Raw genomic sequence first — 26,324 nt, forward strand, 5'->3', positions numbered from 1 at the left:
CCGCCCACGACAGATAGGTGGGAAAAAGCGTGATTCCGATCACGAAAACGTCATCAGCGGCCCGGCGATGGCGCCTTCCCGGTCGGCGATATCCGGCCGAGCCTTGTGGCGCCATGCGGCGAGAAAACTGGCACGAAGACGCGGCGAGAGGCGCGCTGGACGACCGGCACACCCTGATAGAGCCGCTTCTGCGCCTCGACGACGATGACGCCGGAAAAGATCGGCCAGAACCTGCGGCCGGCGCGCTCCAGCACATTGTGGAACCGCATCATGAAGCGTCGCCGCGATGGCGGGAAGAACAGGGCGTCGGACCAGGCCGCGGGCGTGAAATTCGCTTCGCGCAGCAATTCGGTGAGCTGGCCGCGCGAGAAAGGCCGGCCACTGCCGAACGGCGTATGCTCGAAACGGGCCCAGACACCGCGCCGGTTGGGCACGACGATGACGACGCGGCCTGCGGGCGACAGCACCCGCCAGATTTCGTTCAGCGTCTCGCGCGGGTTCTCGGCATGTTCGAGTGAATGGACGAGCAGCATGCGGTCGATGGAGGCATCGACCAACGGCAATTCCTCATCGAAGACCAACGCGGTCGCGGTCGGCCCGGTGGCCGGCCAGACCACCGCGCCTTGCGTCGCCGGCATGAAGGCAAAGACACGTTCGGCATCGGTGCCGAACCGCTCCAGCCACGGCAAAGTGTAGCCGAGGCCGACCAGCCGCTCATTGGGCACGACAGCCCATATCGAGGACAACGCCATGGTGATCGAGCGTTCGGCCAATCGCCCGAGCGTGGTCGAATAAAAGGAGCGAAGGTCGACGATATCGGAATGCATGCGCGGCACGCTATCTTCGATGCTGTCCAAGTTCAACAAAGGCGGATGACATCCGCGGGCAAGCGCCCTATGTCTGCGGCGACTGCTGCATCGGCAAGAAATCGGTTTCGATTTCGGAAGACACGATGCAGCAGGTAAAAAGTGTCAGAAGCGTCCTTTGCGCGTCCAACTGGACGCGCGGCGCTCTCGTGGAGAGATGCGATGCCGGTTGAAATCGAACAATTCATGTGCCGCAGCGACAATTTCGGTGTGCTGGTGCATGACCCGAAAAGCGGCCAGACCGCGATCATCGACGCGCCCGAGGAGGCGCCGATCCTGGCCGCGATCGAGCGCACCGGCTGGACGCCGACGATAATCCTGACCACCCACCACCATGTCGACCATGTCGAGGCCAATCTGGCGTTGAAGGAGCGGTTCAAGCTGCGCATCGTCGGACCGGAGGCGGAACAGGCCAAGATTCCCGGCATCGACGAAACCGTCGAGCAGGGCTCGGTCATCCACCTCGGCGACGAGAGGATCGACGTGATCGCCACGCCCGGCCACACGGCGGGCCATGTCTCCTATCATCTGCCGGCGTCGAAAGTGGCGTTCACCGCCGACACGCTGTTCGCGCTCGGCTGCGGCCGGCTGTTCGAATGCAAGCCGCCGGTGATGTACGATTCGTTGAAGAAGCTTGCGGCACTTCCGGCCGAGACGGTCGTCTATTGCGGCCATGAATACACGCTTTCCAACGCCCGCTTCGCGCTGACCGTCGACCCGACCAATTCGGCATTGAAGGAGCGCGCCGCGAGAATCGAAGCGCTGCGCGCCGACGGAAAGCCGACGCTGCCGACCACGATCGGCGAGGAGCTGTCGACCAATCCGTTCCTGCGCTGGCACGATCCGGCAATCCGCAAGCATCTCGGCATGGAGAACGCCTCCGACGCCGAAGTGTTCGCCGAAATTCGCAAGCGCAAGGACAATTTCTGAGCACCATTGATGGTCTGGCATCCATGAAGTTCTGGGGAAAATGACCAGTTCCGCCGAAATCATCGCGGCGCTCGGCCTGAAACCGCATCCGGAAGGCGGCTGGTATGCCGAGACCTTTCGCGATGGCGCGGAAGGCGCTCGCGGCCATTCGACCGCGATCTATTTCCTTTTGGAGCAGGAGCAAGTGTCGGCCTGGCACCGCGTCAAGGACGCCGCCGAGGTCTGGCATTTCTATGCCGGCGCCCCGTTGGCACTGTCGATGCATCGGGAAAACGGGCCGGTGATCGAGCAGGTGCTCGGCACGGCACTGGCGGCGGGCGATCGGCCGCAGATCGTTGTGCCGGCAGGCTGGTGGCAATCGGCACGCAGCCTCGGCGAGTGGACGCTGGTCGGCTGCACCGTGGCGCCGGGCTTCGATTTCGCCGCCTTCGAGCTGGCCGAACCGGGCTGGAGTCCTAACCCAGCAGGAAACCCACCGTGATCCCCAACTGGGCGGCGTAATACAGCATCCAGACCGCGTGGCGCGTCCAGTCGCGGTGCGGCGAGATGGCGCTCAGCAGGAACTTTTCCGAGGCGAGCAGCCCGTCGGACGCCATGAACAGCACGGCGCCGCCGACGACCCAGAGATTGCTCAGAGTGAGGGCCGAAATGCCCATGGCAAAAATTGTCGCGATATAGACGCTGATCGGAAGGCGCAGGGCGGGGCCGACACGGCGCCAGAGCGCAAAAAACATGGCGAGCGCCAATACGGCCATTGCCCCGGCAATCGCCGCGCGCCACGGCTCGGCCGAGAGCAGCCCGACCCCCTCGCCGGAGCGCAGGAACAGCGCGATGTAAAGCCCATGCGCCACGAGAAAACTGGCCAGCCCGCCGACAAAAGCCTTTTCACCGTCGCGCAACAGCAGCGCATCGCCGATGGCGCTGAGCGCCAGCGCAGCGATGAGCAGCCACGAACCGCCCTGCAGCGACGCCAGCACGGCAAGCATTGCCACGGCCAGCGTCTTGACCGCGGAACGCGCAAGCTTCGGCGGCATGTCGATGGTGAAGGCGTAGATCACCGCGGCGGCCAGCGAAAACAGCAGCGTCGCATTGGCGTCGGCGTCGATGCCGCCGGGAAACGGCATCACGCCCCTGCCTCGCTCGCAGCCCTCTTGCGCAAGAACAGCGATTTCGCCGCAAGCGCTGCGCCGCCGGTGATCAGCACGCAGGCGGCGAGGATGCGCAGGGACGGCTCGGCGAAGCCGGCTGATATCAGCACCAGCGTCGACAGCAGCGGCGCGGCATAGCTTGCCGCGCCCAGCACCTGGATGTTGCCGCGCTTGACGCCGATATCCCAGGCGTAGAAGGCCGCGCCCACCGGCATCAGGCCGAGGCCGAGCACGGCCAGCCACTGGCCGGCGCCAACAGGCAGCACTGTCTCTTCCAGAATGAGATGGCAGACAAGCGAAAGCGCTGCCGTGGCCGCACAGAACCAGGTGACAATGCTGGTCGGCACCGACGGAAAGCGGCGCGACAACAGCGAATAGGACGCCCACAGCACGGCGCAGACGCCGGCCATCGCATAGCCGAATGCATAGCGCGCGTCGAAGGCAAGCCCGCCGCCCTTGGTGACGATCAGAAAAGTGCCGGCAAGGCCAAGCAGTGCGCCGACGACATGGTTCCAGGCCAGCCGCTCGCCCGGCATCAGCGCCGATCCGAGCACGATCAGCAGCGGCCACAGATAGGCGATGAGGCTCGCCTCCACCGCCGGCGCGTTGCGCAGCGCAGTGAAATAGAAGAAGTGATAGCCGAACAGGCCGGCAATGCCGATCAGCCAAACTTGCGGCGGTATCTTCTCGCTCCCGGCGGTGGCCGGCATGAACAGCCGCGCGACGAGCCCGACGCCGGTGCCGATCGTGAAGGTGATCGCCGAGAGCAGGAATGGCGGCACCGCGCCGGAAGCGTCCGTAAGCAGCGCCAGCAGCGCCCACATGGCGACCGCCGAGAAGCCGATCAGTGTTGCGCGCCCCATGTCCGTCTCCGGCGGCGCGCGATCGCGCCTATTCTGTCGCTTCGAACCGCTCCGCGCTGACGGTGAGGGTGCCGATTTTCGTGCCGACCGTGGCGTGGATCGGCGCATATACGCCGGTTTGGCCGACCGGTGCAAACGTCACCATGATGCGGCTGCGCTTTCTCAGGTAATCCAGGGATTTGCGGTTCTTGCGATAACCCGCCACCGGCTCAAAATCCAGCCGGCAAGTGACGGTATCGCCCTCGTAGCCGCGCACCGACGTCGAGCCTTTCGACTCGTAGGTCAGCCTGAGATCGGCGCGCATCTCGCCGTCATAGAGCTTCACCGTGCGCCCGCAGACCTTGTCGAGACTATCGGCATGGATGACGGTGGCGGCCATCGGATCGAGCACCGAGGCGAGATGGCTGGCGGCCAGCGGTATCCATTTCTTGGAATTGCGCTTCTTCGGCGCAGGCACGACCTTGGTCGCGGTAACAGTGCCGTTGGCGAACTGGATATCGATCATCGATGCCTTGTCGCCCGATTTGTAGTCGGCGCGGAACGCCTGCGGCTGCAATTGCTTGCCCAAAATCTTGCCCTTCGACGAGACCGTGCCACGCGTGTCGTCGAATATTGTGGCGAGGCCGGCGCTGGAGACGCTGCCTTCGATCGAATAGGTATCGCCTTCGTAACTGCTGGAAAAGCTTGCCTTGGCCACCGAGAAGCCGTGGACCGAAACCGTATACTCGCCCTTGAAGGATTGTTGCGTGGCGGCAGAAATTGCCGTCGGCAGCGCCACGGCGAGCGATGCAAGGAGAGCATGAGACGAACGAAGCATGGCGGGATCGATCCTCGATATCAGCAGAAGCGCGCAACTCCAGCCTGGCATCTCCTTGTGCGACCGCTTATAGACTGAATTTCGGCCTTTATGTGAAAGACGTCGTCACACCCGGGCGCAAGCCGGAGCTTGACGCATCGCCGAAATGCAACTATGGAACGCCAACTTTTTCCATAAGGCCGCCTGACCGAAACCGCGCGCCACCCGGCGCGGGTTGAATGTTTGGCCAGACCGAGAACTGAAGGTTTAGAACCATGTCCCGCACCTGCGAACTCACTGCCAAGGCAGTCATGTCCGGCAACAATGTGAGCCACGCCAACAACAAGAGCAAGCGTCGCTTCCTGCCCAATCTCGTCAATGTGACGCTGATCTCGGAAGCGTTGAACCAGAATGTGCGCCTGCGCATTTCGGCCAACGCGCTGCGTTCGGTCGAGCATCGCGGCGGCCTTGATGCGTTCCTGGCCAAGGCCGACGCCAAGGAGCTGTCGCAGCGCGCGCGGCTGCTGAAGAAGCAGATCGCCAAGAAGCTCGCCGAACAGCCGGCCGCTTGATTTTTCAGGCAGCCGCCTTCGGCATCGGACCGAAAAGTGCGAAGCGGTTTTCGGAGAAATCCGATGGCCAAACAGCAATGGAGTGTCGTCCGAACTCGGTAAGACACCCCGCTGGTTCCATTACCCAGGATAAAAAAATGAGCTTTTTCTCCCGATATCTGCCCTTTGTTGCGGCCATGGCGCTTGTCGTGGTGGCGTCGAACGTCCTCGTGCAGTTCCCGCTGCAGGGTGCAATCGGCGGCCTGTCGCTGGCCGACATTCTGACCTGGGGCGCCTTCACCTACCCGTTCTCCTTCCTGGTCACCGACCTTGCCAATCGCCGCTACGGCCCGGCTGTGGCGCGCCGGATCGTGTTTGTCGGCTTCACGGCGGCAGTGATCTGCTCGGTCGTCATCCCGCCCTTGCTGTTCCGCTGCGGCCTGATCGAATTCGAAACGGCTGCCGACCGGCTGGTGCGCATTGCAGCGGCTTCCGGCATCGCGTTCCTGATCGCGCAGCTGCTCGACGTGACCGTGTTCAACCGGTTGCGCCGGCAGAGCTGGTGGCGGGCGCCGATCGTCGGCACGCTGGTCGGCTCGGTGTTCGACACCGCGGTGTTCTTCACGATTGCCTTTTCGGCGGCTTTCGCCTTCGCTGGCCCGAACGATGGCTTTGCGCTCGAAACCGCGCCGCTGATCGGCGTGCTGCCGGTCGAGGCCATGCGCTGGGTGTCATGGGCGCTCGGCGACCTCGGCGTGAAGCTGATCATAGCCGTGGTGGCGCTGATCCCCTACCGGCTGCTTGCCGCCCGCTGGAGCCAGCCGGCACTGGCGGCATAGAGCATGATCCCTGAAAGTGGGAACCGGTTTTCGGGAAAGATCATGCTCACAGGTTCTCAAGCGTGATCTCATGGGTCCAACTCGATACCGCGAAAACGCCTGACGGCGACCACGCGCTGCGCCTGAAACAACGCGGCGCCGAGTTCTCGATCATGCTCGGCTCGAACGAGCTGATGAACAGCCGCCTCAGCGGTTCCGAGGAAGCGCTGGCGAGGCTGTCCTGCCACAGGATTTCCGGCCGCCGGCAGCCGAAAATCCTGATCGGCGGGCTGGGCATGGGTTTCACGCTGCGCGCCGCGCTTGCCGAGCTTGGCGCCGATGCCGGCATCGTTGTCGCCGAATTGGTGCCCGCCGTGGTGGCGTGGGCGCACGGCCCGATGGCGGCGGTGTTCGGCGGCTGTCTCGACGATCCGCGCGTGACTATTCGCGAGGCGGATGTCGGGCAGATCATACGATCGGAAGCCTCGGCCTGGGATGTCATCCTGCTCGACGTCGACAATGGGCCGGAAGGGATCGTCCACAAGGCCAACGATGCTCTTTACAGTATAGCCGGGCTGATCAGCGCGAGAGCAGCGCTCAAGCCCGGCGGCGTGCTGGCGGTCTGGTCGCAGGGACCCGACAGCGGTTTTACCCGCCGGCTCAAGCAGGCGGGCTTCGCGGTCGAGGAGGCCAAGGTGCGAGCCAATGGCAAGCGCGGCGCACGCCACGTCATCTGGATCGCGACCAACGGACCCCGGCCTGCTGCAACCGGCGCCAAGCTGTAGCTTGTTATCGGCCGTCCTTTGCCGACCGCCTCTCAATCCTCGTGCAGCACAAATTCCAGATACAGATTACGCTGCAGCATCGAGTGGTTGTCGTCCGAGACCAGCGACACCATCAGCGCGCCGTCGTCGCGGGTCCAGACGTCGAGCCCTTCCATATTGTCGATCTGGTAGCCCATGTCGGCTTCCATCAGCATCGGCCCGTCGGCAACCGCGCCCTTCTCGACGCTTTCGCCATAGATGCGCCGCAGCCGCATCTTGACGCCGCCGGCCATCGAAAAGCTGCGCTCCAAAAGCAAGAGGTCGCCGTCCGGCAGGAAGGCGCCGTCGGCAATGTCGAAATTGCCGTTGCGCTTGACGGTGAAGACGCCCTTGTGCGGCCCTTCGATAACGGCCGCATAGATGTTGCCTGCCTTGTCGAGGCTCTTTTCCGAGACCACGACCAGCCCGCCTTGGTGCTGGCCGTCAGGATTGGCGTGGGTGACGGTCTCAAAGCCGCGATTGCGGCGAAGCTCCCAGGCTGGAACCAGGAAGTCCAATTGCCTAAACGGCGGCTTCATGTCGTCCGGGTCTATTCTGAACTGGGCGACGCGGTGGTTGCGCTCGAAGCCGACCGTGGCAATGCCGTCCTTGAGCGCAAGGCCTTCGGCGTCGACCTCCCATTTCTCGTCGATCAGCTGGCCCGCCTCGTCGGCCATCTGCTGCATACGGAAATTCCGGATGCCGGATGGGCGCTTGTCGGCATCATGGGTGACGGTGCCGAAGAACCAGAAACCGGTGTCGGCGACGCCGATGAAATCACTGCCGGGGTTGCGGAAACGAAACGCCGACAGCGCGCCAAAATCGCGTGACGGCGAGGTCATTTCCAGCCCGCCGACGAATTCGAGCGGGCCGAACCGCTTTTCGTCACCGCCGATATGAAACCGGTCTATCGGCCGTGCCGAGATTTCGATCGGCTCGACCGCAACGGTGCCGGCAGCGATGGGAGGCGACAAGGCGCTGCCGGCAACGAACAGGGCTGTGGCGGCGAAAAGCGTCTGTCGAAAGCCGCCGCGCGAAACAATCATCCGGCGCGCCGCATGCCGCCGCGTCGCGTGTCGCGCATGCTTTCCTCGCCAAACAGCGAGGCCAGTTGCTCGGTCATGGCGCCGGCCAGTTCCTCGGCATCGACGATGGTGACGGCGCGGCGATAGTAGCGGGTAACGTCGTGGCCAATGCCGATGGCCAGGAGCTCGACCGGCGAGCGCGTCTCGATCAGTTCGATGACGGCGCGAAGATGCCGTTCAAGATAATTGCCCGGATTGACCGACAGCGTCGAATCGTCGACCGGCGCGCCGTCCGAGATCATCATCAGGATCTTGCGCTGTTCCGGCCGCGCGATCAGGCGGTTGTGGGCCCACAACAGCGCCTCGCCGTCGATATTTTCCTTGAGCAGGCCTTCGCGCATCATCAGGCCGAGATTGCGCCGCGCCCGCCGCCATGGATGGTCGGCGGATTTGTAGATGATGTGGCGCAGATCGTTGAGCCGCCCAGGATTGGGCGGCTTGCCTTCCTTCAGCCATTTCTCGCGTGCCTGCCCGCCCTTCCAGGCGCGGGTGGTGAAGCCGAGGATCTCGACCGAGACGCCGCAGCGTTCCAGCGTGCGCGCCAGAATGTCGGCGCAGGTGGCGGCGACCGTGATCGGCCGGCCGCGCATCGAGCCCGAATTGTCGAGCACCAGCGTCACCACCGTGTCGCGGAATTTGGTGTCGCGCTCCTGCTTGAAGGACAGCGGCTGCATCGGGTCGATGACGACGCGCACCAGCCGCGCCGGATCGAGATAACCCTCTTCGAGATCGAAATCCCAGGACCGGTTCTGCTGCGCCATCAGGCGGCGCTGCAGCCGGTTGGCCAGCCGGCCGACGACGCCGGACAGGTTGGCAAGCTGCTTGTCGAGGAAGGCGCGCAGTCGATCCAGCTCTTCCTCTTCGCACAGATCCTCCGCACCCACCGTCTCGTCGAAGGCGGTGGTGAAGATCTTGTAGTCGATCTCCTTCGACAGATTGGTGAAGGGATTGTCGTTGCGGCGCGCCTCGCCGGGCGTCTCGGCATCGGCGTCCTCATCGTCGGACAGGTCGTCGGCGGTAGCATCGGATGCCTCCGTCTCGGCCGATTGCTCGTCGTCGGACGACCCCTCGGTATCGTCCGACTGCGACTGCTCGGAGCCGGAATCGTCCTCGCCGCCCTCCTCGCTCTGGTCCTCGCCTTGCGGCTGGTTTTCATCGTTGTCTTCGGAGTCTTCGGTCTCCTGGTCGTCACCGAGTTCCTCGGCCATTTCCATGGAAGCCAGCATCTCGCGCACGACACGGGCGAAGGCCTGCTGGTCGTCGAGCTTTGCCGACAGTCCGTCGAGATCGGCACTTGCCTTCTCCTCGACCCAGGGGCGCCAGAGGTCGACCAGCCGCTCGCCGCTCTTCGGCACGGCGCGGCCGGTCAGCTTTTCGCGCACCATCAGGGCCAGCGCCTCCTCGATCGGCGCATCCGCCTTGTCCTTGACGTCGATGAGGTGGGCCCTGGCGTATTTGTCCTCGAGCATCGAGCCGATATTGTCGGCCACACCTTGCATGGCGCGGGAGCCGATCGCCTCGACCCGGGCCTGCTCGACCGCATCGTAGATGGCGCGGGCCTGCTTGCCCTCCGGTGCCAGCCTGGTGTGGATGCGCGTATCGTGGCAGGCGCGCTTCAGCGCCATGGAATCGCCGAGTCCGCGGGTGATGGCGATGTCGGCCTTCGAGGCTTTCTTCGGCAGTTCAGGCAACCGGGCGCGGCTGCCGGCGAGCGCCGGCCGATCCTTGGCGAAACCGACTTCGAGGTCCTTGTCGCCGGCAATCGCGCGCATGCAGACGGTGACGGCGCGCTTGAAGCTGTCGGCTTCAGACCCCGTCTTCGACTTGTTGCGCGTGTTGTCGCCCGGACCCGCCATCGATCATTCCCCGACGCACGACCTTGTCCGAAAAGCCATGCTTACCCCAGCACCACGTTGGCGGCGCTCTCCGGCAAATCCTGGCCGAAGGCGCGCTGGTAGAACTCGGCCACGAGCGAGCGTTCCAGCTCGTCGCACTTGTTGAGGAAGGTCAGCCTGAACGCCATGCCGATATCGCCGAAGATCTCGGCATTCTCGGCCCAGGTGATGACCGTGCGCGGGCTCATGACGGTCGACAGGTCGCCATTGATGAAGGCCGAACGCGTCATGTCGGCGACACGCACCATCTTGCTGACGATCTCCTTGCCCTTGGCATCGCGATAGTGCTTGGCCTTGGCCAGCACGATGTTCACCTCATTGTCGTGCGGCAGATAGTTCAGCGTGGTGACGATCGACCAGCGGTCCATCTGCGCCTGATTGATTTGCTGGGTGCCGTGATAGAGGCCGGTGGTATCGCCAAGACCGACGGTGTTGGCGGTCGAGAACAGCCGGAACGCCGGATGCGGGCGGATGACCCGGCTCTGGTCGAGCAGCGTCAGCCGGCCGGACGATTCCAGCACGCGCTGGATGACGAACATCACGTCCGGACGGCCGGCATCGTACTCGTCGAAGCACAGCGCGACATTGTGCTGGTAGGCCCAGGGCAGGATGCCGTCGCGGAATTCGGTGATCTGCAGCCCTTCCTTGACGACGATGGCGTCCTTGCCGACGAGGTCGATGCGGCTGACATGACTGTCGAGATTGACTCGCACCATAGGCCAGTTGAGACGGGCGGCGACCTGCTCGATATGCGTCGACTTGCCGGTGCCGTGATAGCCCGACACCATGACGCGGCGGTTGTAGGCAAAGCCGGCGAGGATCGCCATCGTCGTGTTCTTGTCGAACAGATAGTCGGGATCGATGTCGGGCACATGCTCGCTCGTCACCGAATAGGCCGGCACCACCATCTTGGAGTCGAAGCCAAATTTCTCCTTCACCGGCACGGTGGTATCGGGCAGGTTGGCGATGTCGCGATCGACCTTGTTCATCTTTATCAACGTCTCCACGGCGAAGCGCCTGATTTCGCCGGCAATCGATTTTGTCCGGGGGCGGTCTTAGAGCCTTTTCCAACCTTATGAAAGTTGGAAAGCGACACGAACCGTAAGGTCGCTCAGCACAATCCTGCCTGCTTGAGCACGCGATAGGCCTGGAGCACATCGCGGAACCGGTCTTCCGAACCTCTGTCGCCGCCATTCGCATCCGGATGGTGGCGTTTCACCAGTTCCTTATACCGCGCCTTGATATCCTTGCCAGTCGCCTTTGTATCAAGGCCAAGCGTTTCCAGCGCCTTGGCCTCAAGCGGCTTGGCCTTGCGCTCACGCGCCTCGCGCGGATCCTTCGGGCCTTTGAACAGGTCGAACGGATCGCGCATGCGGTTGTAGTAGCCGGCGCGGCCGGAACGCTGCTGGGCGAAATCGGGCGAGGAGCGCGTCGAGGCGCCGTTGACGCCCATCTTCCATGTCGGCCGGTGGCCGGTCATCGCTTCCTTCTGGAAGCGGGCGATCTCGGTATCGGGGACACCGGAGAAATAATTGAAGCCCTTGTTGTACTCACGCACATGGTCGAAGCAGAACTGAAAATACTCGCCCTCCTTCATGCGCCCGACCGGCGCCCGATGGGTGCCGGCCTCCTTGCAACCGTCCCACTGGCAGATCGGCGAACGAGACTTCAGTTCCGCATCCTTCTCCGGGCGGATGCGAATTTTCTCGAAATATTTGGGGTACGGTTTCATCTCACCCATTTATGGGCTGTTCGCCGGTGCGAAACAAGAATTGACATTTTCGCGATGATCGCCCTAACCGCTGAATCGCGGCATAAAGCGGGCGATCGGCGAATTTTGTCGCGACGGCGGCGCCGCGCGTCCTTCCGGACGCGCAAAGGCCGCCGATTTTCGGGGGTTACGCCGGCCATATGTGGTGAAGGGAAGTAAGAATGTCCATACAGTCGACGATGGAAGGCAAGTTGAAGAAGGCGTTCTCGCCGGAGCGGCTGGTCATCATCAACGAAAGCCATCTCCATGCCGGCCATCACCATCAGGACTCCGACCATCCCGGCACCTATGACGGCACCGGTGAGACGCATTTCCGCGTCCGCATCGTCTCCTCGGCCTTTGCCGGCATGAGCCGCATCGAGCGCCATCGCGCGGTCAACGCATTGCTGGCCGACGAATTGAAGGCTGGTGTCCATGCGCTGGCGATCGAGCCGGCCGCGCCGGACGAAAAGACCAGATGGTAGGCCTCAGCCGAGCGCCGCCTTCAGGAAAAACATCACAGCACCGGTCAAGGCGTCGCCTTCGTCGCCGAAATTGCGATTGATCGACATGTGCGAATAGGCGCTGCCGTCGAACAGTGTCACCTCAGTTCCGGTCGCCTGCAGGCGACCGGCGAAGGCCCGTGAGGCTGCCGCACGACCCGCTGCGCGCGAATAGGCGATGAAGGTCGGCGGATGTTTGCGGCTCCCGACATGGGCGGCAGGCGACAGCGCTCGCCACTGCGCCGGGTCGCGAAAGGCCTTTGCATAGGCCCGTGTCATGCCGCCGCTCCGCGCAAGCGCCTCCAGGTCATAGGCCCTGGTATCGTTCAGAACCAAAGCGGCGACGCCGGGCAGACCGCCGCGCAGCCCGGTCAGTGCGGCGAGATGGCTGCCGGCCGAATGGCCCATCACCGCTATCCGGTTCGGATCGCCGCCATATCTGGCGATGTTGGCGCGCACATAGCGATAGGCCTGCTCGACATCGTTGGCCTGGGTGGCGACATCAGCCTCAGGCAGCATCCGGTAGTCGATCGAGACGAAACAGAAGCCATTGTCGAGCAGGAAGTCCGGCTTCACGTCGACGTTGGTGCGATTGCCGGCTCGCCAGGCACCGCCATGGATGAAAAGGATCACAGGCAGGGAGCTGGCGCTGGCGCGCGCGTAGATGTCGAGCCTGGCCGGACCGTAGTCGACAGTTTGCGGAGAGGGCGAAAGCCGGCGCGACGCCGCCCAAGCGCTGGCCGTCAACAAAGCCATCGACATCAAAAGCAGGGTTCGCCGATCGATCAACGTCACCTCCAGACAGCCCGGTCGAAAGTGCACGCCGGCGCGGCGAGCGTCCAGGATTGATTAGCCGCGAAAGAACCTATCAGAACTAAATCTCGCCGGCCGGCCTGATCCTCAGCCTTGCAATCCGGTTCTTGTCGCGCTTCATGACGACGAAGCGCTTGCCGTGAAAGGTGAAAGCCTGCTTCTCGTCCGGGATCAATTGCGTCTCGTGGATGACGAGACCGGCAATGGTGGTGGCTTCTTCGTCAGGCAGGTCCCAGTCGAGCGCCCGGTTCAGGTCGCGGATCGACACAGTGCCATCGACGACGACGGAGCCGTCGGCTTCCTGCTTGACGCCCTGCATGTCGATATCGTGCTCGTCGGCGATCTCGCCGACGATCTCCTCGATGATATCCTCCAGCGTCACCAGCCCCTCGACCTCGCCATACTCGTCGACGACGATAGCGAAATGCGCCTTGCGCCGCAGGAAGGCGTTGAGCTGTTCCTGCAGCGTCGTGGTATCGGGCACGAACCACGGTTTTGAAGCGATCTTCATCACATCGATCTTGGAAAAGTCGTTGCCGACATCGTTCAACGCGCGCAGCAGGTCCTTGGCGTGCAGCACGCCGACGATGTTGTCGAGCGAGCCCTTCCACAAGGGCATGCGGGTATGCGGGCTCTGCAGGATCTCGCGCACCACCGCTTCCGGCGGATTGTCGGCATTGACCGAGCGCATGTTGGTGCGATGGACCATGACATCGGACACTTCGAGCTCATCGAGATCGGACAGGCGACCGATGCGGGCGCGATCCTCGCGCACCACCTGTCCGTCGCGACGAAAATCGTCGACGGCGCCGCGCGATTCATCATGGTTCGAATGCTGCGGCTCGATGCGCTGCAATTCATAGCCGAAGGCGGCGAGCAGGCGCGCGCGAAAGGCAAAGGCAAGCAGGCCGAGCCCGGCAAGGACAGCAGCGACAATCCAGCCGGCCTCGCTCATCCCGGTCGGCCTTTTGGCTGACCCGGTCGGCCTCTCGGCTGACCCGGTCGGCCTCCCGGCCGACCCGGGCGGCTGTTCTGCTGACCCGGATGGTTCTCCCTCAGAAACGACAGCACTTCCGACGCCGGCACATCCTTGGCGATGAAGGCCTGGCCGATGCCGCGCGTCAGGATGAAGGTCAGCGCGCCGCGCGACACCTTCTTGTCCTGGGCGATAAAGGCAAGCAGCGCCTCGGCGTCAGGCAATTCACCCGGAATATCGGCCATGCGCCAGGGCAGGCCAACGGCGCGAAGATGCGCCTCGACGCGCGCCGCATCGTCGGGACTTGCCAGGTTGAGGCGTGACGAAAAGCGATAAGCCAGCGCCATGCCGATGGCGACGCCCTCGCCGTGGACGAGACGGGCGCTGTCATATTGGGTGGCGCCCTCGAGCGCGTGGCCGAACGTGTGGCCGAGATTGAGCAGCGCGCGGTCGCCGATCTCGAACTCGTCGCGGCCGACGACATCGGCCTTGGCGCGGCAGGCCTCGGCGATGGCCTCGGTCCGCTCCGGGCCGCCGGCGAACACTTTGCCCCAGTTTTCCTCCAGCCACGCGAAGAAGTCGGGGCGATCGATGAGCCCGTATTTGGCGAGTTCGGCGTAACCCGCCCGGAATTCCCGGATCGGCAGCGTGTCGAGCACTTCGGTGTCGGCCAGCACCAGTTTCGGCTGATGGAAAACGCCGACGAGGTTCTTGCCACGCGCACTGTTGATGCCGGTCTTGCCGCCGACGGAAGAGTCGACCTGCGCCAGCAGCGAGGTCGGGATCTGCACGAAATTCATGCCGCGGCGCACGATGCCGGCGGCAAATCCGGCCAGATCGCCGATGACACCGCCACCGAGCGCGACGACGACATCGCCGCGTTCCAGTCTTGCGGCGAGCACGCCGTCCACCACCTCTTCGAGATGCGCGAAACTCTTGGTCTTTTCCCCCGCCGGCAGCGCGATGACGGCGGGCCGAATGCCGCCCTTTTCAAGGCCGGCCCTCAACGTCTCGAGGTGGGCGGCGGCGACATTGACGTCGGTGACCACCGCGGCGCGCGTGCCGGGCAGGCGGCGCGAAATCTCGGTGCCGGCGCGCAACAGCAGGCCGGAGCCGATCAATATGTCATAGGCGCGATCGCCGAGCCCGACTTCGACGGTGACTGTCGCATTGCTGCTCACGAGCCCACCTCGCCTGTCGCGGCTGCCACGCCGAAATAGCCGCAAAGCGCGTTCACCACCTCGGCGGCGATGACCTCCTTGCGATCGTCGCGGGTCGGCACGGTAACATCGGCGGTTGCGTAGACCGGATAGCGCTCGGCCATCAACCGCTCGATCACGGCACGGGGATCGGCGCTTTTCAGGAGCGGCCGGTTCTGCTTCTTGGAAACGCGGTCCATCAACAGGTCGATCTCGGCCTTCAGCCATACCGACACGCCATGGCCGGCAATGGCCTCCCGCGTCGGCGCGCTCATGAAGGCGCCGCCGCCCGTCGACAGCACCTGCGGGCCGTGTTCCAATATGCGCAGGATGACGCGCTGCTCCAGCGCCCGGAACTCGGGCTCGCCATAGCGTTCGAACAGTTCCGGGACGCTCATCCGCGACACGCTTTCGATTTCCTGATCACTGTCCATGAAAGGCAGTCCCAGCATCCCCGCTACCTTACGGCCGATCGCCGTCTTGCCGGCGCCCATAAGACCGACAAAGACAATGGAACGGCTGCCCAGCCGGCCGAGCAGCGCGGCATGGCTCTCATCGGGAGGATTGGCTGGCAACGCGTTCATGACACCATGATGTTTCTAAGCAGGTTCCGTAGAAGTATCCCAGGTTTTTGCGGCAGAACCTGCGACAAGCCAAACAATCCAGGCAGGGCTTTCAGGGGCTAGCCCACGAATGCCTGCTTGGGCCCTCTTGCCGGCGTATCGACATCAAAAGCCTGATTGCGTCAAGCGTGGCGCCGCCGCACGTCGTCCGCGCTTCGCCCTTGAATTGGCCGGATTGGCGTCTCATAAGGGCACAGGGTTTGGAAACGCAGAACAACAAGACGGGCGAGAATTGATGCCGACACTGTTCCGCTTTGTCGTGACGCTCACGATTCTGGCCGGCATTGTCTATGGCGCGATGTTCGCTCTGGCGATGTTCGTCGAGCCGAGAAAGGCCGAAATGAGCGTGCGCATCCCTCCCGAAAAGCTGAATCCCAAAAAAAAAACTGACCCGAAGCAATGAACAGCGCGGCCCGCATCGAAGCCTTTCTGGAAATGATGAGCGCCGAGCGCGGCGCTGCCGAAAACACGCTTTCCAGCTATCGCCGCGACCTCGAAGATGCGTCAGCCGAGATCGACGGCGGGCTCGCTGGTGCCGCCGCTGCCGATATCCGCAACTATCTCGACGAGATAGCCGCACGCGGTTTTGCCGCCACCTCGCAGGCACGCAAGCTGTCGGCGATGCGCCAGTTCTTCAAGTTCCTCTACGCCGAGGGTCTGCGCGGCGACGACCCGACCGGAACCCTGGACAGTCCGAAGAAGGGCCGGCCGCTGCCGAAGACGATGAGCGAGGCCGACACCGGCCGGCTGATCGACCGTGCGGCGCAGGAGGCAGCTGACGCCTCGCTGAACGATGGCGACGGCCTGGCGGCGCTACGTCTGCATGCGCTGGTCGAGGTGCTCTACGCCACCGGCCTGCGGGTTTCCGAACTGGTCGGCCTGCCGGTGACGGTGGCGTTGCGCGACGATCGTTTCTTCATGGTGCGCGGCAAGGGTGACAAGGAACGCATCGTGCCGCTATCGGCAAAGGCGCGCGTGGCCATGCGGGCCTGGCTCGCTGCCCGGGCAACGGTGCCGGCTTTGGCGGGTAGCCCGTTCCTGTTTCCGGCGGCAAGCGACAGCGGCTATCTCTCCAGGCAGGTCTTCGCCCGCGACCTGAAGGGCCTTGCAGCGCGGGCCGGCATCGCCTCGGCGAAAATATCGCCGCATGTGCTGCGCCATGCTTTTGCCAGCCATCTCTTGCAGAACGGCGCCGATCTCAGGGCCGTGCAGCAGTTGCTTGGCCATGCCGATATTTCAACGACGCAGATTTACACACATGTTCTGGAGGAGCGGCTGGTGCGGCTGGTCAACGATCATCATCCGCTTGCCGACTAGGCGTCATATCGCTATGTGAGGACGACGTTCCACCGCCCGGAGCCTCTATTTTCCAGGTTCCGTCAGTCATTGCCTCCCGGCTTATCGGTCCGCTCAAGAATGTACAATTACCTCGATTTCGAAAAGCCGGTCGCCGATCTCGAAGGCAAGATCATCGAGTTGAAGAAGCTCGCCGAGAATGGCGAGGCGGTCGATGTCGGCGATGAGATCAGCCGTCTCGAGAAACGCGTGCGCGACGCATTGCGCGACACTTACAAGGCACTGACCCCGTGGCAGAAGGTGCAGGTGGCGCGCCATCCGGACAGGCCGCATTGCGTCGACTACATCAAGGGGCTGTTCAACGATTTCACGCCGCTTGCCGGCGATCGCAATTTTGGCGAGGACCAGGCGATCGTCGGCGGCTTCGCCCGCTTCCGCGGCGAGCCGGTGGCGATCATCGGCCAGGAAAAGGGCTCGGACACGGCCAGCCGGCTGAGGCATAATTTCGGCTCGGTGCGGCCGGAGGGCTATCGCAAGGCGGTGCGGCTGATGGAACTCGCCGACCGCTTCAATATCCCGTTGCTGACGCTGGTCGACACGGCCGGCGCCTATCCGGGCGTCAATGCCGAGGAGCGCGGCCAGGCCGAAGCCATCGCCCGCTCGACCTCGGCCTGTCTTCGCCTGAAGGTGCCGTCGATCTCGGTGGTCATCGGCGAAGGCGGCTCGGGCGGCGCCATCGCGATCGCCACCGCCAACCGCGTCTACATGCTCGAACACGCCATCTATTCGGTGATCTCGCCGGAGGGCGCCGCCTCGATCCTGTGGCGCGACACCACCCGCTCGAAGGATGCGGCGACCAACATGAAGATCACCGCCCAGGATCTGCTGGAGCTGAAGATCATCGACGCCATCGTTCCCGAACCGCTCGGCGGCGCCCATCGTGGCCCGGATACGGTGATTGCCGCCACCGGCGATCTCATTGCCAAAACGATGAAGGAATTCTCCGGCGCCAACACCGATTTTCGTGAGCAGCGCCGCGAGAAATATCTGGCTATGGGGCGAAACCTCTAGACCATGATCCCGAACCGAAGGTCAGCGCAGCAAAAAGTGGGTACCGGTTTTCGGAAAGGCATGGTCAAACAAGAGGATTCAGGCCGGCCGATTTCAATCGGACGGACGCCGGACGGTTTCGGCGCCGCAATGTGGCGAGATTGAGCACCTTCGCCACAAAAATGCCGCTGCGCTCGTTTCAATCGGATTGCCGTAAGGCCCGGCGCTTGCGGTAAGGAATTTTCAAGGTTAACGGGCTTAGGGTTGGGGCTGTCGGCGCCAATGCCTGCGGTCCGAAAGAAAAGACATAGCCATGTTTGCCAAGCTTGCCCGCACCGCACTTGTGATTGCCGCGATAGGCGTCGCCGGCTGCAATGATTCTTCGATGAAGGATTTTGCCCCCCACGCCAACAAGCCGTTGCCCGACAAGATCCTGGCCAGCATGAAGGCCAAGGGGATGACCCGCACCTCGCCGGTGATGGCCCGCATCTTCAAGGAAGAGGGCAAGCTCGAAATCTGGAAGGCCAAGACCAACGGCCGCTATGACTTGGTCGCCAGCTACGACATCTGCAAATGGTCGGGCAAGCTGGGTCCCAAATACACCGAAGGCGACCGCCAGGCGCCGGAGGGCTTCTATACGGTCCGTCCGGCGCAGATGAACCCGCGGTCGAGCTACCACCTTGCCTTCAACATCGGCTATCCCAACGTCTACGACCGCGCCAATGGCCGCACCGGTTCCCATCTGATGGTCCATGGCGCATGCTCGTCGTCGGGCTGTTATTCGATGACCGACGCGCAGATCGAGCAGATCTACGCCTTCGGCCGCGACGCTTTCCAGGGCGGGCAGACCGAGTTCCAGATCCAGGCCTTTCCGTTCCGCATGACCGCCGCCAACATGGCGCGCTATCGCAAAGATCCGAACTACGAATTCTGGAAGATGCTGAAGGTCGGCTACGACAATTTCGAGATCACGAAAGTGCCGCCGAAGGTCGATGTCTGCGAGAAGCGCTATGTCTTCAACCAGGTCGCGCCTGACAGCGAGAGCTTCGATCCGACCGGCGCCTGCCCCGCGACGACGCAGCCGGATTCGCTGAAGAGCGCCTTCAATGCCTACCAGAGCACCTACGAGGCGGCTTTCAACGGCGCGGTCAAGGCCAGCGTGCCGGCGCCCAAGCCGACCATCGGCGGGATCAAGGAAGCCAGCATCGTTTCCGAGTGGTCGAAGAAACGCGCCCGTGGCGAACGCGTGCCGATCGATCCGCCGTCGTTCAACGCCGACGGCTCGGTGACCGAGACGGCGCGTATGGGCCGCATCGATTCGCCGGCGGGCCGCAAGATGGCCGCGCTCGACGCGGAGAAGGCCGCCAAGCAGAAGGCCGAGGAGCAAAGGCTTGCCGCGATAGAAGCGGCCAAGGCCGCGAAAGAGGCGGCCAGGGCTCAGGCTCTGGCCGAAAAGCAAACGGCCAGGATCAATTCGCTGGCCGAAGAGGAGGAGGCCAGGGCCGCTGCCGAAGCGCCTGTCGCTACCGCGACAATCGCGTCGTCCCCCGATGCCGCCCCGGCCGCAACGCAGGCGGCGAATGCCGGTGAAAGCAGGACGACAAGGCTGAAGAAGAAGCTGCTCGGCATGTTCGGCGGCTGAGCTTCATGCCTGAACACGGAGATGGGGGCCAGGAAGACAGGCCCTCAACCAGCCCCGCCCCTGTCTACGACCTCAAAGGCCTGAACTGCCCGTTGCCCGTGCTCAAGGCAAAAAAGCGGTTGGCCACAATGAGGCCGGGCAGCCGGCTATGGCTCGAAACCACTGACCCCCTCGCCGTCATCGACATTCCCGCCTTCTGCGCCGAGAGCGGCCATCGATTGATTGAAACGGCAGCGGTTTCCGGCGGCCATCGCTTTCTGGTCGAGCGCGGCGGCGGCTGAGCGGGATAATCTCCGGATAATCTCCCCCCTTGAGGGGGAGATGGCCGGCAGGCCAGAGGGGGTTGCCGCGCGTGAAGCGCCAACCTCATCTTTCGTTCCTACGGGGCGTCGCACCAGCCGAAACGACCCCCTCTGTCGCCTTCGGCGACATCTCCCCCTCGAGGGGGAGATCAGCCCGCTTCACCGCCCGGCGATGGCCAGCGGGTTGTTTTCCAGCGCTGCGCGGTCCGGTGTGTCGATCGACGGCCGGTTGGTGAAGGCGGCAAACAGCCGGCGGACGTAATCTTCCGGCATGTCGAGCGTGATCAGCACCAGCCTTGTGCCGCGTTGGCCGTCCGGCCAGGACGGCAGCCGCGCCGGCGGATGCAGGATCTTCTGCACGCCGTGGACGACCAGTGGCCGTGACGGGTCTTCCAGCAATTCGATGACGCCCTTCATGCGCAACAGGCGCTCGCCATGTGCTGATCGCAACAGGTCGAGGAACATCTCGATCGCCGAAAACGGCACCGGCCCCTCATGAACGAGCGAGTAGGAGCGCACCCGGGAATCGTGCCGATGGTCATGATCGTGGTCGTGGTCGCCGTGGTCATGGTCGTCATGGTGGTGGTGATCATGGGCGGCTTCCTCGCCCAGCCAGCGCCGCACGTCGGCGGACTTGGTGGCTGGGTTGTAGAGGCCGCAATCGAACAGCGCCGCTACATCGGTCCTTCTGTCACCCGCATCGAGCAGTTCGGCACCCGGATTGATCTGCCGCAGCCGCGCCCGCAAGGCCTCGACGTCGCGCGGATCGGTGGCCAGATCGGTTTTCGTCAGCACGATGCGGTCGGCGACCGCCGCCTGCTTCACCGCCTCGACATGGGCGTTTAGCGTCGCATCGCCGTTGACCGCGTCGACCAGCGTGATGACCCCGTCGAGCCGGAAGGCCTCGACCAGCGCCGGATGGGCCATGATCGACTGCAGCACCGGCGCCGGATCGGCGAGGCCGGTGGTTTCGATGACGACGCGGGCAAGCCTGGCGATGCGGCCGGTCTGCAGCCGGTCGACGAGATCGGCCAGCGTGTCGACCAGTTCGCCGCGCACCGTGCAGCAGAGACAGCCGTCGGAAAGCTGGATGATCCCGTCGGAGGCCTGTTCGACCAGGAGATGGTCGATCGCCACCTCGCCGAACTCGTTGATGATGACCGCGGTGTCGGCGAGCGCGGGATCCCTGAGCAGCCGGTTGAGCAGCGTCGTCTTGCCGGCGCCGAGAAAACCGGTCAGCACCGAGACGGCGATGGGAAAGCCGCTGCTCATCAGACTAGTTCACCGCCTTGGCGGGCTCCTGGGCCGCGGTGGCGGAACCGATCACTGCCGGCTCGGCGCCGGGCGGCGGCGGCAGGTCGGGCCGCCAACTCGGCAGCGGCACGTCGGCATACTCCTGGCCCGATGCATCGAGCATGGCTTTCGGTATCGGCCCGGTGGCGCCGCCAAGGCCGACTGCGACCAATGTCGGCGCGTGATCGAGTTTTTTTCGATAGGGAGATTTTGCCGCATTCTTATCGCCGACGGGGGGAGCTTCCGACTGCTCCTTAGCCGGCTTCTTCCTGCAAATCTCGTCATTCAGGTTGTTGATCGATGTGGTGTCGCCATAGGAAGGCAGCGCGGCCACCGTCAGCCAGCCCGGTGTCGGCGTGGCAAAGCCGTGGTCGAGCAGCCTGGCGACGGTCTCGGCGCGGGTTATGGCCGACTTCTCGCCAAGCACCACCGCCACCAGCGTGCGCCCGTCGCGTGTTGCCGAGCCGATCATGTTGAAGCCCGAGGGACAGACGAAACCGGTCTTCATGCCGTCGGCGCCGGGATAGCGGCCGATCAGAAGATTGTAATTCGGGATCTGCTTCTTGCCGACGGCCAGGCCCTCGATCGAGAACCATGGGGCATATTGTGGAAATTCCGTGCGGATCGCCATCACCAGCAAGCCGAGATCGCGCGCAGTCGTATACTGGTCCGGCGAAAACAGCCCGTTCGGGTTGACGAAATGCGATCCGGTCATGCCGAGCCGGCGCGCCTCGGCGTTCATGCGTTCGGCGAAAGCGGCCTGCGAACCGGCGATGTTCTCGCCGACGGCCATGGCGACGTCGTTGGCCGATTTGACCAGCATCATCTTCAGCGCGTTATCGAGTCGCATGACCGAGCCCGGCTTGAAGCCCATCTTGCTCGGCGGCTCGCTGGCGGAACGCTTGGTGACCTTGATCGGCGAATCGAGCCGGACCTCGCCCGCGGCAATCGCGCGGAACGTCACATAGGCGGTCATCAGCTTGGTCAGCGAGGCAGGATACCAGCGCTTGAAAGCCTCCTGGTGCTGGACGATCTTGCCATTCTCCAGGTCGAACACGATCGTCGGATTGGCGAGAGCCGGACCGGCCAGCGCCGGCAGCGCCACAGCGCACGCCAGCAATGCATGTCGCGCAAAAGTGCGCAGCGGTTTTGCGATAACGACATGCATAAAAACAACAACGCTAAAGCGCGTCGCATGAGGCCGGTCAAACGCGACGCGCTTTAGTTTGAGGAAATGCCTGTACCGCATAGTGGAATCCGAAATCGCCTCTTGCCGCAGTCGCCTCTGGCTCCGTAAGATTTGTTACGCGATCGCCAGCATAGTGATCCGGTCCCTCTATCCGGATCACTGTCTTGCGGTGCTATTTAGCCTATGTGACGTCAAGATGGCAAAGTGCCTGAATGACAATTCTAATACAGCAGGCACAATTGCAAAGCAGCAGGCTGAATCCGTCTGCTCCAACAGCGAGATGGACATCATGCCGATCCTGAACCGCGCCGCCGAAATGCAAGACGAGGTCGCCGGCTGGCGCCGCCATCTGCACCAGACGCCAGAGCTGAATTTCGACGTCTTCGAGACCGCCGCCTTCGTCACCGAGAAGCTGCAGGCCTTCGGTTGCGACGACGTGGTGACCGGGCTCGGCAAGACCGGTGTCGTCGGCATCATCCGCGGCCGCCTGGGCGAAGGCACGAGCATCGGCCTGCGCGCCGACATGGATGCGCTGCCGCTCAACGAGATCACCGGGAAACCCTACGCCTCGACCATTCCGGGCAAGATGCACGCCTGCGGCCATGACGGCCACACCGCGATGCTGCTCGGTGCCGCCAAATATCTTGCCGAGACGCGCAATTTCGCCGGCTCCGTCGCAGTGATCTTCCAGCCGGCCGAAGAAGGCGGCGGCGGCGGCAACGAGATGGTCAAGGACGGCATGATGGAGCGCTTCGGCATCTCCAAGGTGTTCGGCATGCACAACATGCCGGGCCTGCCAGTCGGACAATTCGCCATCAAGCCGGGCCCGATCATGGCGGCGACAGCCGAATTCACCATCACCGTCAAGGGCAAGGGCGGGCATGCGGCGATGCCGCACGGCACCATCGACCCGATCGTCATCACCAGCCAGCTCGTCGGCGCTCTGCAGACGATCGCCTCGCGCAGCACCGATCCGGTCGAGGCTGTCGTGGTGTCCGTGACGAAATTCCACGCCGGCGACGCCTACAATGTCATTCCCGGGAGCGCCGAGATCGCCGGCACCGTGCGCACGCTGAAGAAGGAGGTCGCCAGGAAGGCTGAGCAGCGTGTGCGCGCCATCTGCGAGGGCGTGGGCGCGGCCTTCGGCGCAACGATCGAGGTCGATTACAAAGCCAATTATCCCGTCACCTTCAACCATCCGGAGGAGACGGTCTTTGCCAGCGATGTCGCCGCTGAAATCGCCGGCGAGGCACAGGTGCAACGCGCCATCCAGCCGGTGATGGGCGGCGAGGATTTCTCCTACATGCTGGAAGCGCGGCCGGGCGCCTTCATCTTCATCGGCAATGGCGACACCGCCGGTCTCCACAACCCTGCCTACGACTTCAACGACGAGGTCATCCCGCACGGCATGAGCTATTGGGTGAAGCTCGCGGAGACGGCGCTGGCCGCTTGATGCATCGGCCATAAAACCGCCCTGCGGCTTGATCCGAGGGGTGCGCTGCGATTGGGATGGCTGCAAGGCGGTCGGGCCCGGGACGTGGCGATGCTCCGATCGTCACTTCCGACCGGACCGCCTCCGCGCAAGACCCAAGGCAATGCCCAGGGCGATACCGATTCCGATACCCGCAATGATATTGTCCAACGCGACGCCGATAGCCACGCCGATCACAACGCCGAGTGTGATGTGTTTGGCATCTATCATGCCGGGTCATGTAGAGTGGAAGGGGAGAGCTGCAACTGCTGGTCGGCTGCCATCCGATGTTGCCTGGGATCGCTACGGCCCGCTCTTCGGGTCGTCGACCTCCAGCGCCTCCATGACGGGCGCCAGATCACTCTCTTCGGCCGGATCGTCAGCCTGCGGCTGTTCGCCTGTCCGGGCCCTGTTCAGAGCTTTCTCAATGGCCTCTTCGATGTCGCCGATCTCGTCTTGGCGCACCTCGTGACCATAGCCGGCCGCATCGGCATCCTGCTCGAATTGCTGAACCAGGACGGCCACGCTCACTTCGCTTTCCGCGGGCAGGTTACCGACGTTCTCCTGGAGCCAGGTTTCGAAGAACTCTTTCGTGGCACTCATGCGGGTCTCTCCTTCGGCACACTAAAGCGCGGCGGTGGTCCGAAGTTCCGCTATTTCCGGCTCATCTTTGCGGTCCACACTCGTGGTTCAATCGTAGGCTGACGAGGACGCAATTTTCGAATTGTGAGCAGAAGCCTCTCGACGGCTATGCTTCATCGGCCATTGTCGAAACCGGTTGATTGGGTACAGAGCGCCTCTTGGCGAAACGGTCCGAAGCGGTTATGTGTCGGGCCGCGTGGTCCCGTAGCTCAGTAGGATAGAGCGGCAGATTCCTAATCTGTAGGTCACAGGTTCGATTCCTGTCGGGATCACCATAGTTTTCAATTACTTGGGGAGCCATCGCCGTAACCGGGGCAAAACCGGTGGCGGACGCGGCGTTATAACTCGGGTGTATCGGGTTAGAGCGGGTGGCGGTTTGGCGGGCGGCGTGATTCTGTCGGGCTATGGCGAAGCCACCGCGGGCAGCATGAGCGGATTTTTCACGACCATAGCCGTGGCAAAGAGCGAAAACCAGAAGCAGCACTGAAATTAGGACGAGGCCGCTGCCACCGATCAGCAACGGCACCACCACCACCAGCGCCTGCGGCATCGGAGAGACGCTTTCGCGGACGTTGCAATAGGCCCGAGCAGTGCAATTCGGATGCTTGCGCCCGATGTGGCGAGCGGTCCGGCCGGCTATCTGTGGCCATCATAAGATTGCCGCGGCAAGTGACTAGCGGAACAGATATTTTGATACCTCTGGATTGCCTCGTCGCCACATAACATTATCCAGGAAGTAGTGGTGCACGTTGATGAATATCCACGCTATGAAGAGGAACAGCGACGAGCCGAGCACCTCTTTATTATAAGGAATCAAAGCAGACAACGCGATCGGGACCAGCCAGAAACCGAGAATCCCAAGAATACTGCCAATGATGATAAAGCCCAGCACTCGCAACCTATATATCGGGCCAATAATGGACAGGACCTTGAATTCGGGTTCTATAACAGCATCTGAACGGTCGAGCTCTACATTGGTCTGATAACGCCAGACCACCGCCAGGTACTGCAACGAATGGAGCGCCGGCACCACAAGCAACCAGAGCGGGTTTATCCTCACAAATAGAATCCAGGCGTATAGAGACACGACGTAAGCGACGACGCCGTTGTACGGTAGCGTGCCACCATGCTTGCGCCAGCGATTGATCAGCATCACGACCGTGGCTGCCGTGGAAGCAGCGGCGGCAAATACGGCAATATTGGTGACCCATGAGGGGGCGGCAAATGTGTAGTAGTCCAAGCCCCAGAATTGCCTTTCGGTGATCACCGCGTTTGTCTGAAGCCAAGCGAACAGCCATACGGCATAGCCGTTGAACAGCAGCACTTTCTTGTCTTGCTCGTTGAAGAACCTGCGCTTCAATACGGCGTCCACCATAAGCATGCCGTAGCCTTGCTTGACATAGTGCCAGCCGACAAAGAAGGCCATCGCATTGCCAGCATACCCCAGCAGGCGCGCATTCCCCGCTATTGAACCGTAAGCAAAAAAACCGCCCATGATCAGCGGGACGACAACGCCCGCGAAGATGTAACGGACCTGAAGGTTCTTGTCATATCCGTCTCCGCGCACCTTCCGCCCGAAATTGCGATAGAAAAGTTGATACGAGTGGGCAAAGTGCGGATGGTTTATCAGATGAGCCAGCAACAACATCGTTGCGCCCACGAAACCTTCGTACTTAAGAGGGACAAAAAACAAGACCGGCAGGATGAGGAACGCGCTCCCGCCAAGCATGAGAAAGTCAGCGACCGGACCAAAAAGATACTTCTGTGGGGCCGCCGCCACAGGAACCTGCGCATCCGCCGAAAGGTGAAGTGCCATATTT

The 26,324-nt window shown here is 63.1% G+C and carries 28 protein-coding genes and 1 tRNA gene; 13 read left to right on the plus strand and 16 right to left on the minus strand.

Annotated elements, in window-relative coordinates:
* Positions 1 to 53: 53 nt before the first annotated feature.
* The gene (locus M727_RS0115190) at positions 54 to 827 is read right to left on the minus strand and encodes a methyltransferase domain-containing protein (RefSeq protein WP_036262328.1); all 774 of its coding nucleotides are present in this window, start codon (positions 825 to 827) and stop codon (positions 54 to 56) included.
* Positions 828 to 1,028: 201 nt separating this feature from the next.
* Here M727_RS0115190 and gloB point away from each other — a divergent pair, with 201 nt between their 5' ends.
* Together gloB and M727_RS0115205 are read left to right on the plus strand one after the other, a co-directional pair.
* Positions 1,029 to 1,796: a hydroxyacylglutathione hydrolase gene (gloB, locus tag M727_RS0115200; protein ID WP_027153406.1), complete on the plus strand. Its 768-nt coding sequence runs from the start codon at positions 1,029 to 1,031 to the stop codon at positions 1,794 to 1,796.
* 40 nt (positions 1,797 to 1,836) lie between these two features.
* Positions 1,837 to 2,277: a cupin domain-containing protein gene (locus M727_RS0115205; protein ID WP_027153407.1), complete on the plus strand. Its 441-nt coding sequence runs from the start codon at positions 1,837 to 1,839 to the stop codon at positions 2,275 to 2,277.
* On the opposite strand, the gene M727_RS0115210 is transcribed toward M727_RS0115205, so the two are convergent.
* Genes M727_RS0115210 through M727_RS0115220 form a run of 3 tightly spaced genes read right to left on the minus strand, consistent with a single transcriptional unit; the run spans position 2,252 to position 4,624 of the window.
* The gene (locus M727_RS0115210) at positions 2,252 to 2,920 is read right to left on the minus strand and encodes a lysoplasmalogenase family protein (RefSeq protein WP_036262304.1); all 669 of its coding nucleotides are present in this window, start codon (positions 2,918 to 2,920) and stop codon (positions 2,252 to 2,254) included. The two genes, M727_RS0115205 and M727_RS0115210, sit on opposite strands and share 26 nt — an antisense overlap.
* The gene (locus M727_RS0115215) at positions 2,920 to 3,807 is read right to left on the minus strand and encodes an EamA family transporter (protein WP_027153409.1); all 888 of its coding nucleotides are present in this window, start codon (positions 3,805 to 3,807) and stop codon (positions 2,920 to 2,922) included. The genes M727_RS0115210 and M727_RS0115215 overlap by 1 nt, the downstream gene beginning before the upstream one ends.
* Before the next feature lie 28 nt (positions 3,808 to 3,835).
* On the minus strand, positions 3,836 to 4,624 hold the full coding sequence (locus M727_RS0115220) for a DUF3108 domain-containing protein (RefSeq protein WP_027153410.1): 789 nt from the start codon (positions 4,622 to 4,624) through the stop codon (positions 3,836 to 3,838).
* Positions 4,625 to 4,878: 254 nt separating this feature from the next.
* On the opposite strand from M727_RS0115220, the gene rpmB reads away from it, so the two are divergent.
* The 3 genes from rpmB to M727_RS0115235 all read left to right on the plus strand — a co-directional run bounded on the left by rpmB (position 4,879) and on the right by M727_RS0115235 (position 6,757).
* Positions 4,879 to 5,175: a 50S ribosomal protein L28 gene (rpmB, locus tag M727_RS0115225; protein WP_023797188.1), complete on the plus strand. Its 297-nt coding sequence runs from the start codon at positions 4,879 to 4,881 to the stop codon at positions 5,173 to 5,175.
* Between the two features lie 137 nt (positions 5,176 to 5,312).
* On the plus strand, positions 5,313 to 5,993 hold the full coding sequence (locus tag M727_RS0115230) for a queuosine precursor transporter (RefSeq protein ID WP_027153411.1): 681 nt from the start codon (positions 5,313 to 5,315) through the stop codon (positions 5,991 to 5,993).
* Positions 5,994 to 6,055: 62 nt separating this feature from the next.
* Positions 6,056 to 6,757 carry a hypothetical protein gene (locus tag M727_RS0115235; protein ID WP_027153412.1) on the plus strand — a complete coding sequence of 234 codons (702 nt, stop codon included), beginning with the start codon at positions 6,056 to 6,058 and terminating at the stop codon, positions 6,755 to 6,757.
* Between the two features lie 32 nt (positions 6,758 to 6,789).
* Here M727_RS0115235 and M727_RS0115240 read toward each other — a convergent pair whose 3' ends face one another.
* From M727_RS0115240 to M727_RS0115255, 4 genes are all read right to left on the minus strand, one after another.
* The gene (locus M727_RS0115240) at positions 6,790 to 7,821 is read right to left on the minus strand and encodes an esterase-like activity of phytase family protein (RefSeq protein ID WP_027153413.1); all 1,032 of its coding nucleotides are present in this window, start codon (positions 7,819 to 7,821) and stop codon (positions 6,790 to 6,792) included.
* The gene (gene cobT / locus M727_RS0115245; RefSeq protein ID WP_027153414.1) at positions 7,818 to 9,716 is read right to left on the minus strand and encodes a cobaltochelatase subunit CobT; all 1,899 of its coding nucleotides are present in this window, start codon (positions 9,714 to 9,716) and stop codon (positions 7,818 to 7,820) included. Before cobT ends, M727_RS0115240 begins: the two co-directional genes overlap by 4 nt.
* A 41-nt stretch (positions 9,717 to 9,757) precedes the next feature.
* Complete coding sequence (cobS, locus tag M727_RS0115250) at positions 9,758 to 10,744, minus strand: cobaltochelatase subunit CobS (RefSeq protein WP_023797184.1); 987 nt, start codon at positions 10,742 to 10,744, stop codon at positions 9,758 to 9,760.
* Between the two features lie 122 nt (positions 10,745 to 10,866).
* On the minus strand, positions 10,867 to 11,496 hold the full coding sequence (locus M727_RS0115255) for a J domain-containing protein (protein WP_036262308.1): 630 nt from the start codon (positions 11,494 to 11,496) through the stop codon (positions 10,867 to 10,869).
* A gap of 191 nt (positions 11,497 to 11,687) precedes the next feature.
* Between M727_RS0115255 and M727_RS0115260 the strand changes: the two genes are divergently transcribed.
* The gene (locus tag M727_RS0115260; protein ID WP_027153415.1) at positions 11,688 to 11,990 is read left to right on the plus strand and encodes a BolA family protein; all 303 of its coding nucleotides are present in this window, start codon (positions 11,688 to 11,690) and stop codon (positions 11,988 to 11,990) included.
* A gap of 3 nt (positions 11,991 to 11,993) precedes the next feature.
* Here the strand turns inward: M727_RS0115260 and M727_RS0115265 are convergent, their stop codons facing one another.
* From M727_RS0115265 to M727_RS0115280, 4 genes are all read right to left on the minus strand, one after another.
* The gene (locus tag M727_RS0115265) at positions 11,994 to 12,797 is read right to left on the minus strand and encodes an alpha/beta hydrolase (protein ID WP_027153416.1); all 804 of its coding nucleotides are present in this window, start codon (positions 12,795 to 12,797) and stop codon (positions 11,994 to 11,996) included.
* 85 nt (positions 12,798 to 12,882) lie between these two features.
* The gene (locus M727_RS0115270; protein WP_027153417.1) at positions 12,883 to 13,776 is read right to left on the minus strand and encodes a transporter associated domain-containing protein; all 894 of its coding nucleotides are present in this window, start codon (positions 13,774 to 13,776) and stop codon (positions 12,883 to 12,885) included.
* Positions 13,773 to 14,978 (minus strand): 3-dehydroquinate synthase, encoded by a 1,206-nt coding sequence (gene aroB / locus M727_RS36490; protein ID WP_245268649.1) that lies wholly within the window; start codon positions 14,976 to 14,978, stop codon positions 13,773 to 13,775. Before aroB ends, M727_RS0115270 begins: the two co-directional genes overlap by 4 nt.
* Positions 14,975 to 15,580: a shikimate kinase gene (locus M727_RS0115280; protein ID WP_027153418.1), complete on the minus strand. Its 606-nt coding sequence runs from the start codon at positions 15,578 to 15,580 to the stop codon at positions 14,975 to 14,977. The genes aroB and M727_RS0115280 overlap by 4 nt, the downstream gene beginning before the upstream one ends.
* Before the next feature lie 274 nt (positions 15,581 to 15,854).
* Between M727_RS0115280 and M727_RS0115285 the strand changes: the two genes are divergently transcribed.
* The 5 genes from M727_RS0115285 to M727_RS36495 all read left to right on the plus strand — a co-directional run bounded on the left by M727_RS0115285 (position 15,855) and on the right by M727_RS36495 (position 19,888).
* Complete coding sequence (locus tag M727_RS0115285; RefSeq protein ID WP_027153419.1) at positions 15,855 to 16,022, plus strand: hypothetical protein; 168 nt, start codon at positions 15,855 to 15,857, stop codon at positions 16,020 to 16,022.
* Positions 16,019 to 16,936, plus strand: coding sequence for a site-specific tyrosine recombinase XerD (locus tag M727_RS0115290; RefSeq protein WP_027153420.1), 918 nt, complete (start codon positions 16,019 to 16,021; stop codon positions 16,934 to 16,936). Before M727_RS0115285 ends, M727_RS0115290 begins: the two co-directional genes overlap by 4 nt.
* Before the next feature lie 99 nt (positions 16,937 to 17,035).
* The gene (locus tag M727_RS0115295; RefSeq protein WP_023797175.1) at positions 17,036 to 17,986 is read left to right on the plus strand and encodes an acetyl-CoA carboxylase carboxyltransferase subunit alpha; all 951 of its coding nucleotides are present in this window, start codon (positions 17,036 to 17,038) and stop codon (positions 17,984 to 17,986) included.
* A gap of 292 nt (positions 17,987 to 18,278) precedes the next feature.
* Entirely contained in the window at positions 18,279 to 19,607 is a 1,329-nt protein-coding gene (locus M727_RS0115300) for a murein L,D-transpeptidase family protein (protein ID WP_027153421.1), read from the plus strand.
* Between the two features lie 5 nt (positions 19,608 to 19,612).
* A complete protein-coding gene (locus M727_RS36495) occupies positions 19,613 to 19,888 on the plus strand; it encodes a sulfurtransferase TusA family protein (RefSeq protein ID WP_051505620.1) in 276 nt (91 codons plus the stop codon).
* Positions 19,889 to 20,068: 180 nt separating this feature from the next.
* Here M727_RS36495 and M727_RS0115310 read toward each other — a convergent pair whose 3' ends face one another.
* Complete coding sequence (locus tag M727_RS0115310; RefSeq protein ID WP_027153422.1) at positions 20,069 to 21,181, minus strand: GTP-binding protein; 1,113 nt, start codon at positions 21,179 to 21,181, stop codon at positions 20,069 to 20,071.
* Between the two features lie 4 nt (positions 21,182 to 21,185).
* Complete coding sequence (locus M727_RS0115315; RefSeq protein ID WP_036262315.1) at positions 21,186 to 22,370, minus strand: D-alanyl-D-alanine carboxypeptidase family protein; 1,185 nt, start codon at positions 22,368 to 22,370, stop codon at positions 21,186 to 21,188.
* A gap of 310 nt (positions 22,371 to 22,680) precedes the next feature.
* On the opposite strand from M727_RS0115315, the gene M727_RS0115320 reads away from it, so the two are divergent.
* A complete protein-coding gene (locus tag M727_RS0115320; RefSeq protein ID WP_027153424.1) occupies positions 22,681 to 23,844 on the plus strand; it encodes a M20 aminoacylase family protein in 1,164 nt (387 codons plus the stop codon).
* 321 nt (positions 23,845 to 24,165) lie between these two features.
* On the opposite strand, the gene M727_RS0115330 is transcribed toward M727_RS0115320, so the two are convergent.
* Entirely contained in the window at positions 24,166 to 24,465 is a 300-nt protein-coding gene (locus M727_RS0115330) for a DUF768 domain-containing protein (protein ID WP_027153425.1), read from the minus strand.
* A gap of 237 nt (positions 24,466 to 24,702) precedes the next feature.
* On the opposite strand from M727_RS0115330, the gene M727_RS0115335 reads away from it, so the two are divergent.
* Positions 24,703 to 24,779: transfer RNA gene (locus tag M727_RS0115335), tRNA-Arg, on the plus strand.
* 398 nt (positions 24,780 to 25,177) lie between these two features.
* On the opposite strand, the gene M727_RS0115345 is transcribed toward M727_RS0115335, so the two are convergent.
* Positions 25,178 to 26,320, minus strand: a complete 1,143-nt coding sequence (locus tag M727_RS0115345; RefSeq protein WP_027153426.1) for a hypothetical protein — start codon at positions 26,318 to 26,320, stop codon at positions 25,178 to 25,180.
* Between the last annotated feature and the right edge of the window lie 4 nt (positions 26,321 to 26,324).

Source organism: Mesorhizobium sp. WSM2561, from assembly GCF_000513915.1.
Classification (GTDB): Bacteria; Pseudomonadota; Alphaproteobacteria; order Rhizobiales; family Rhizobiaceae; genus Mesorhizobium; species Mesorhizobium muleiense.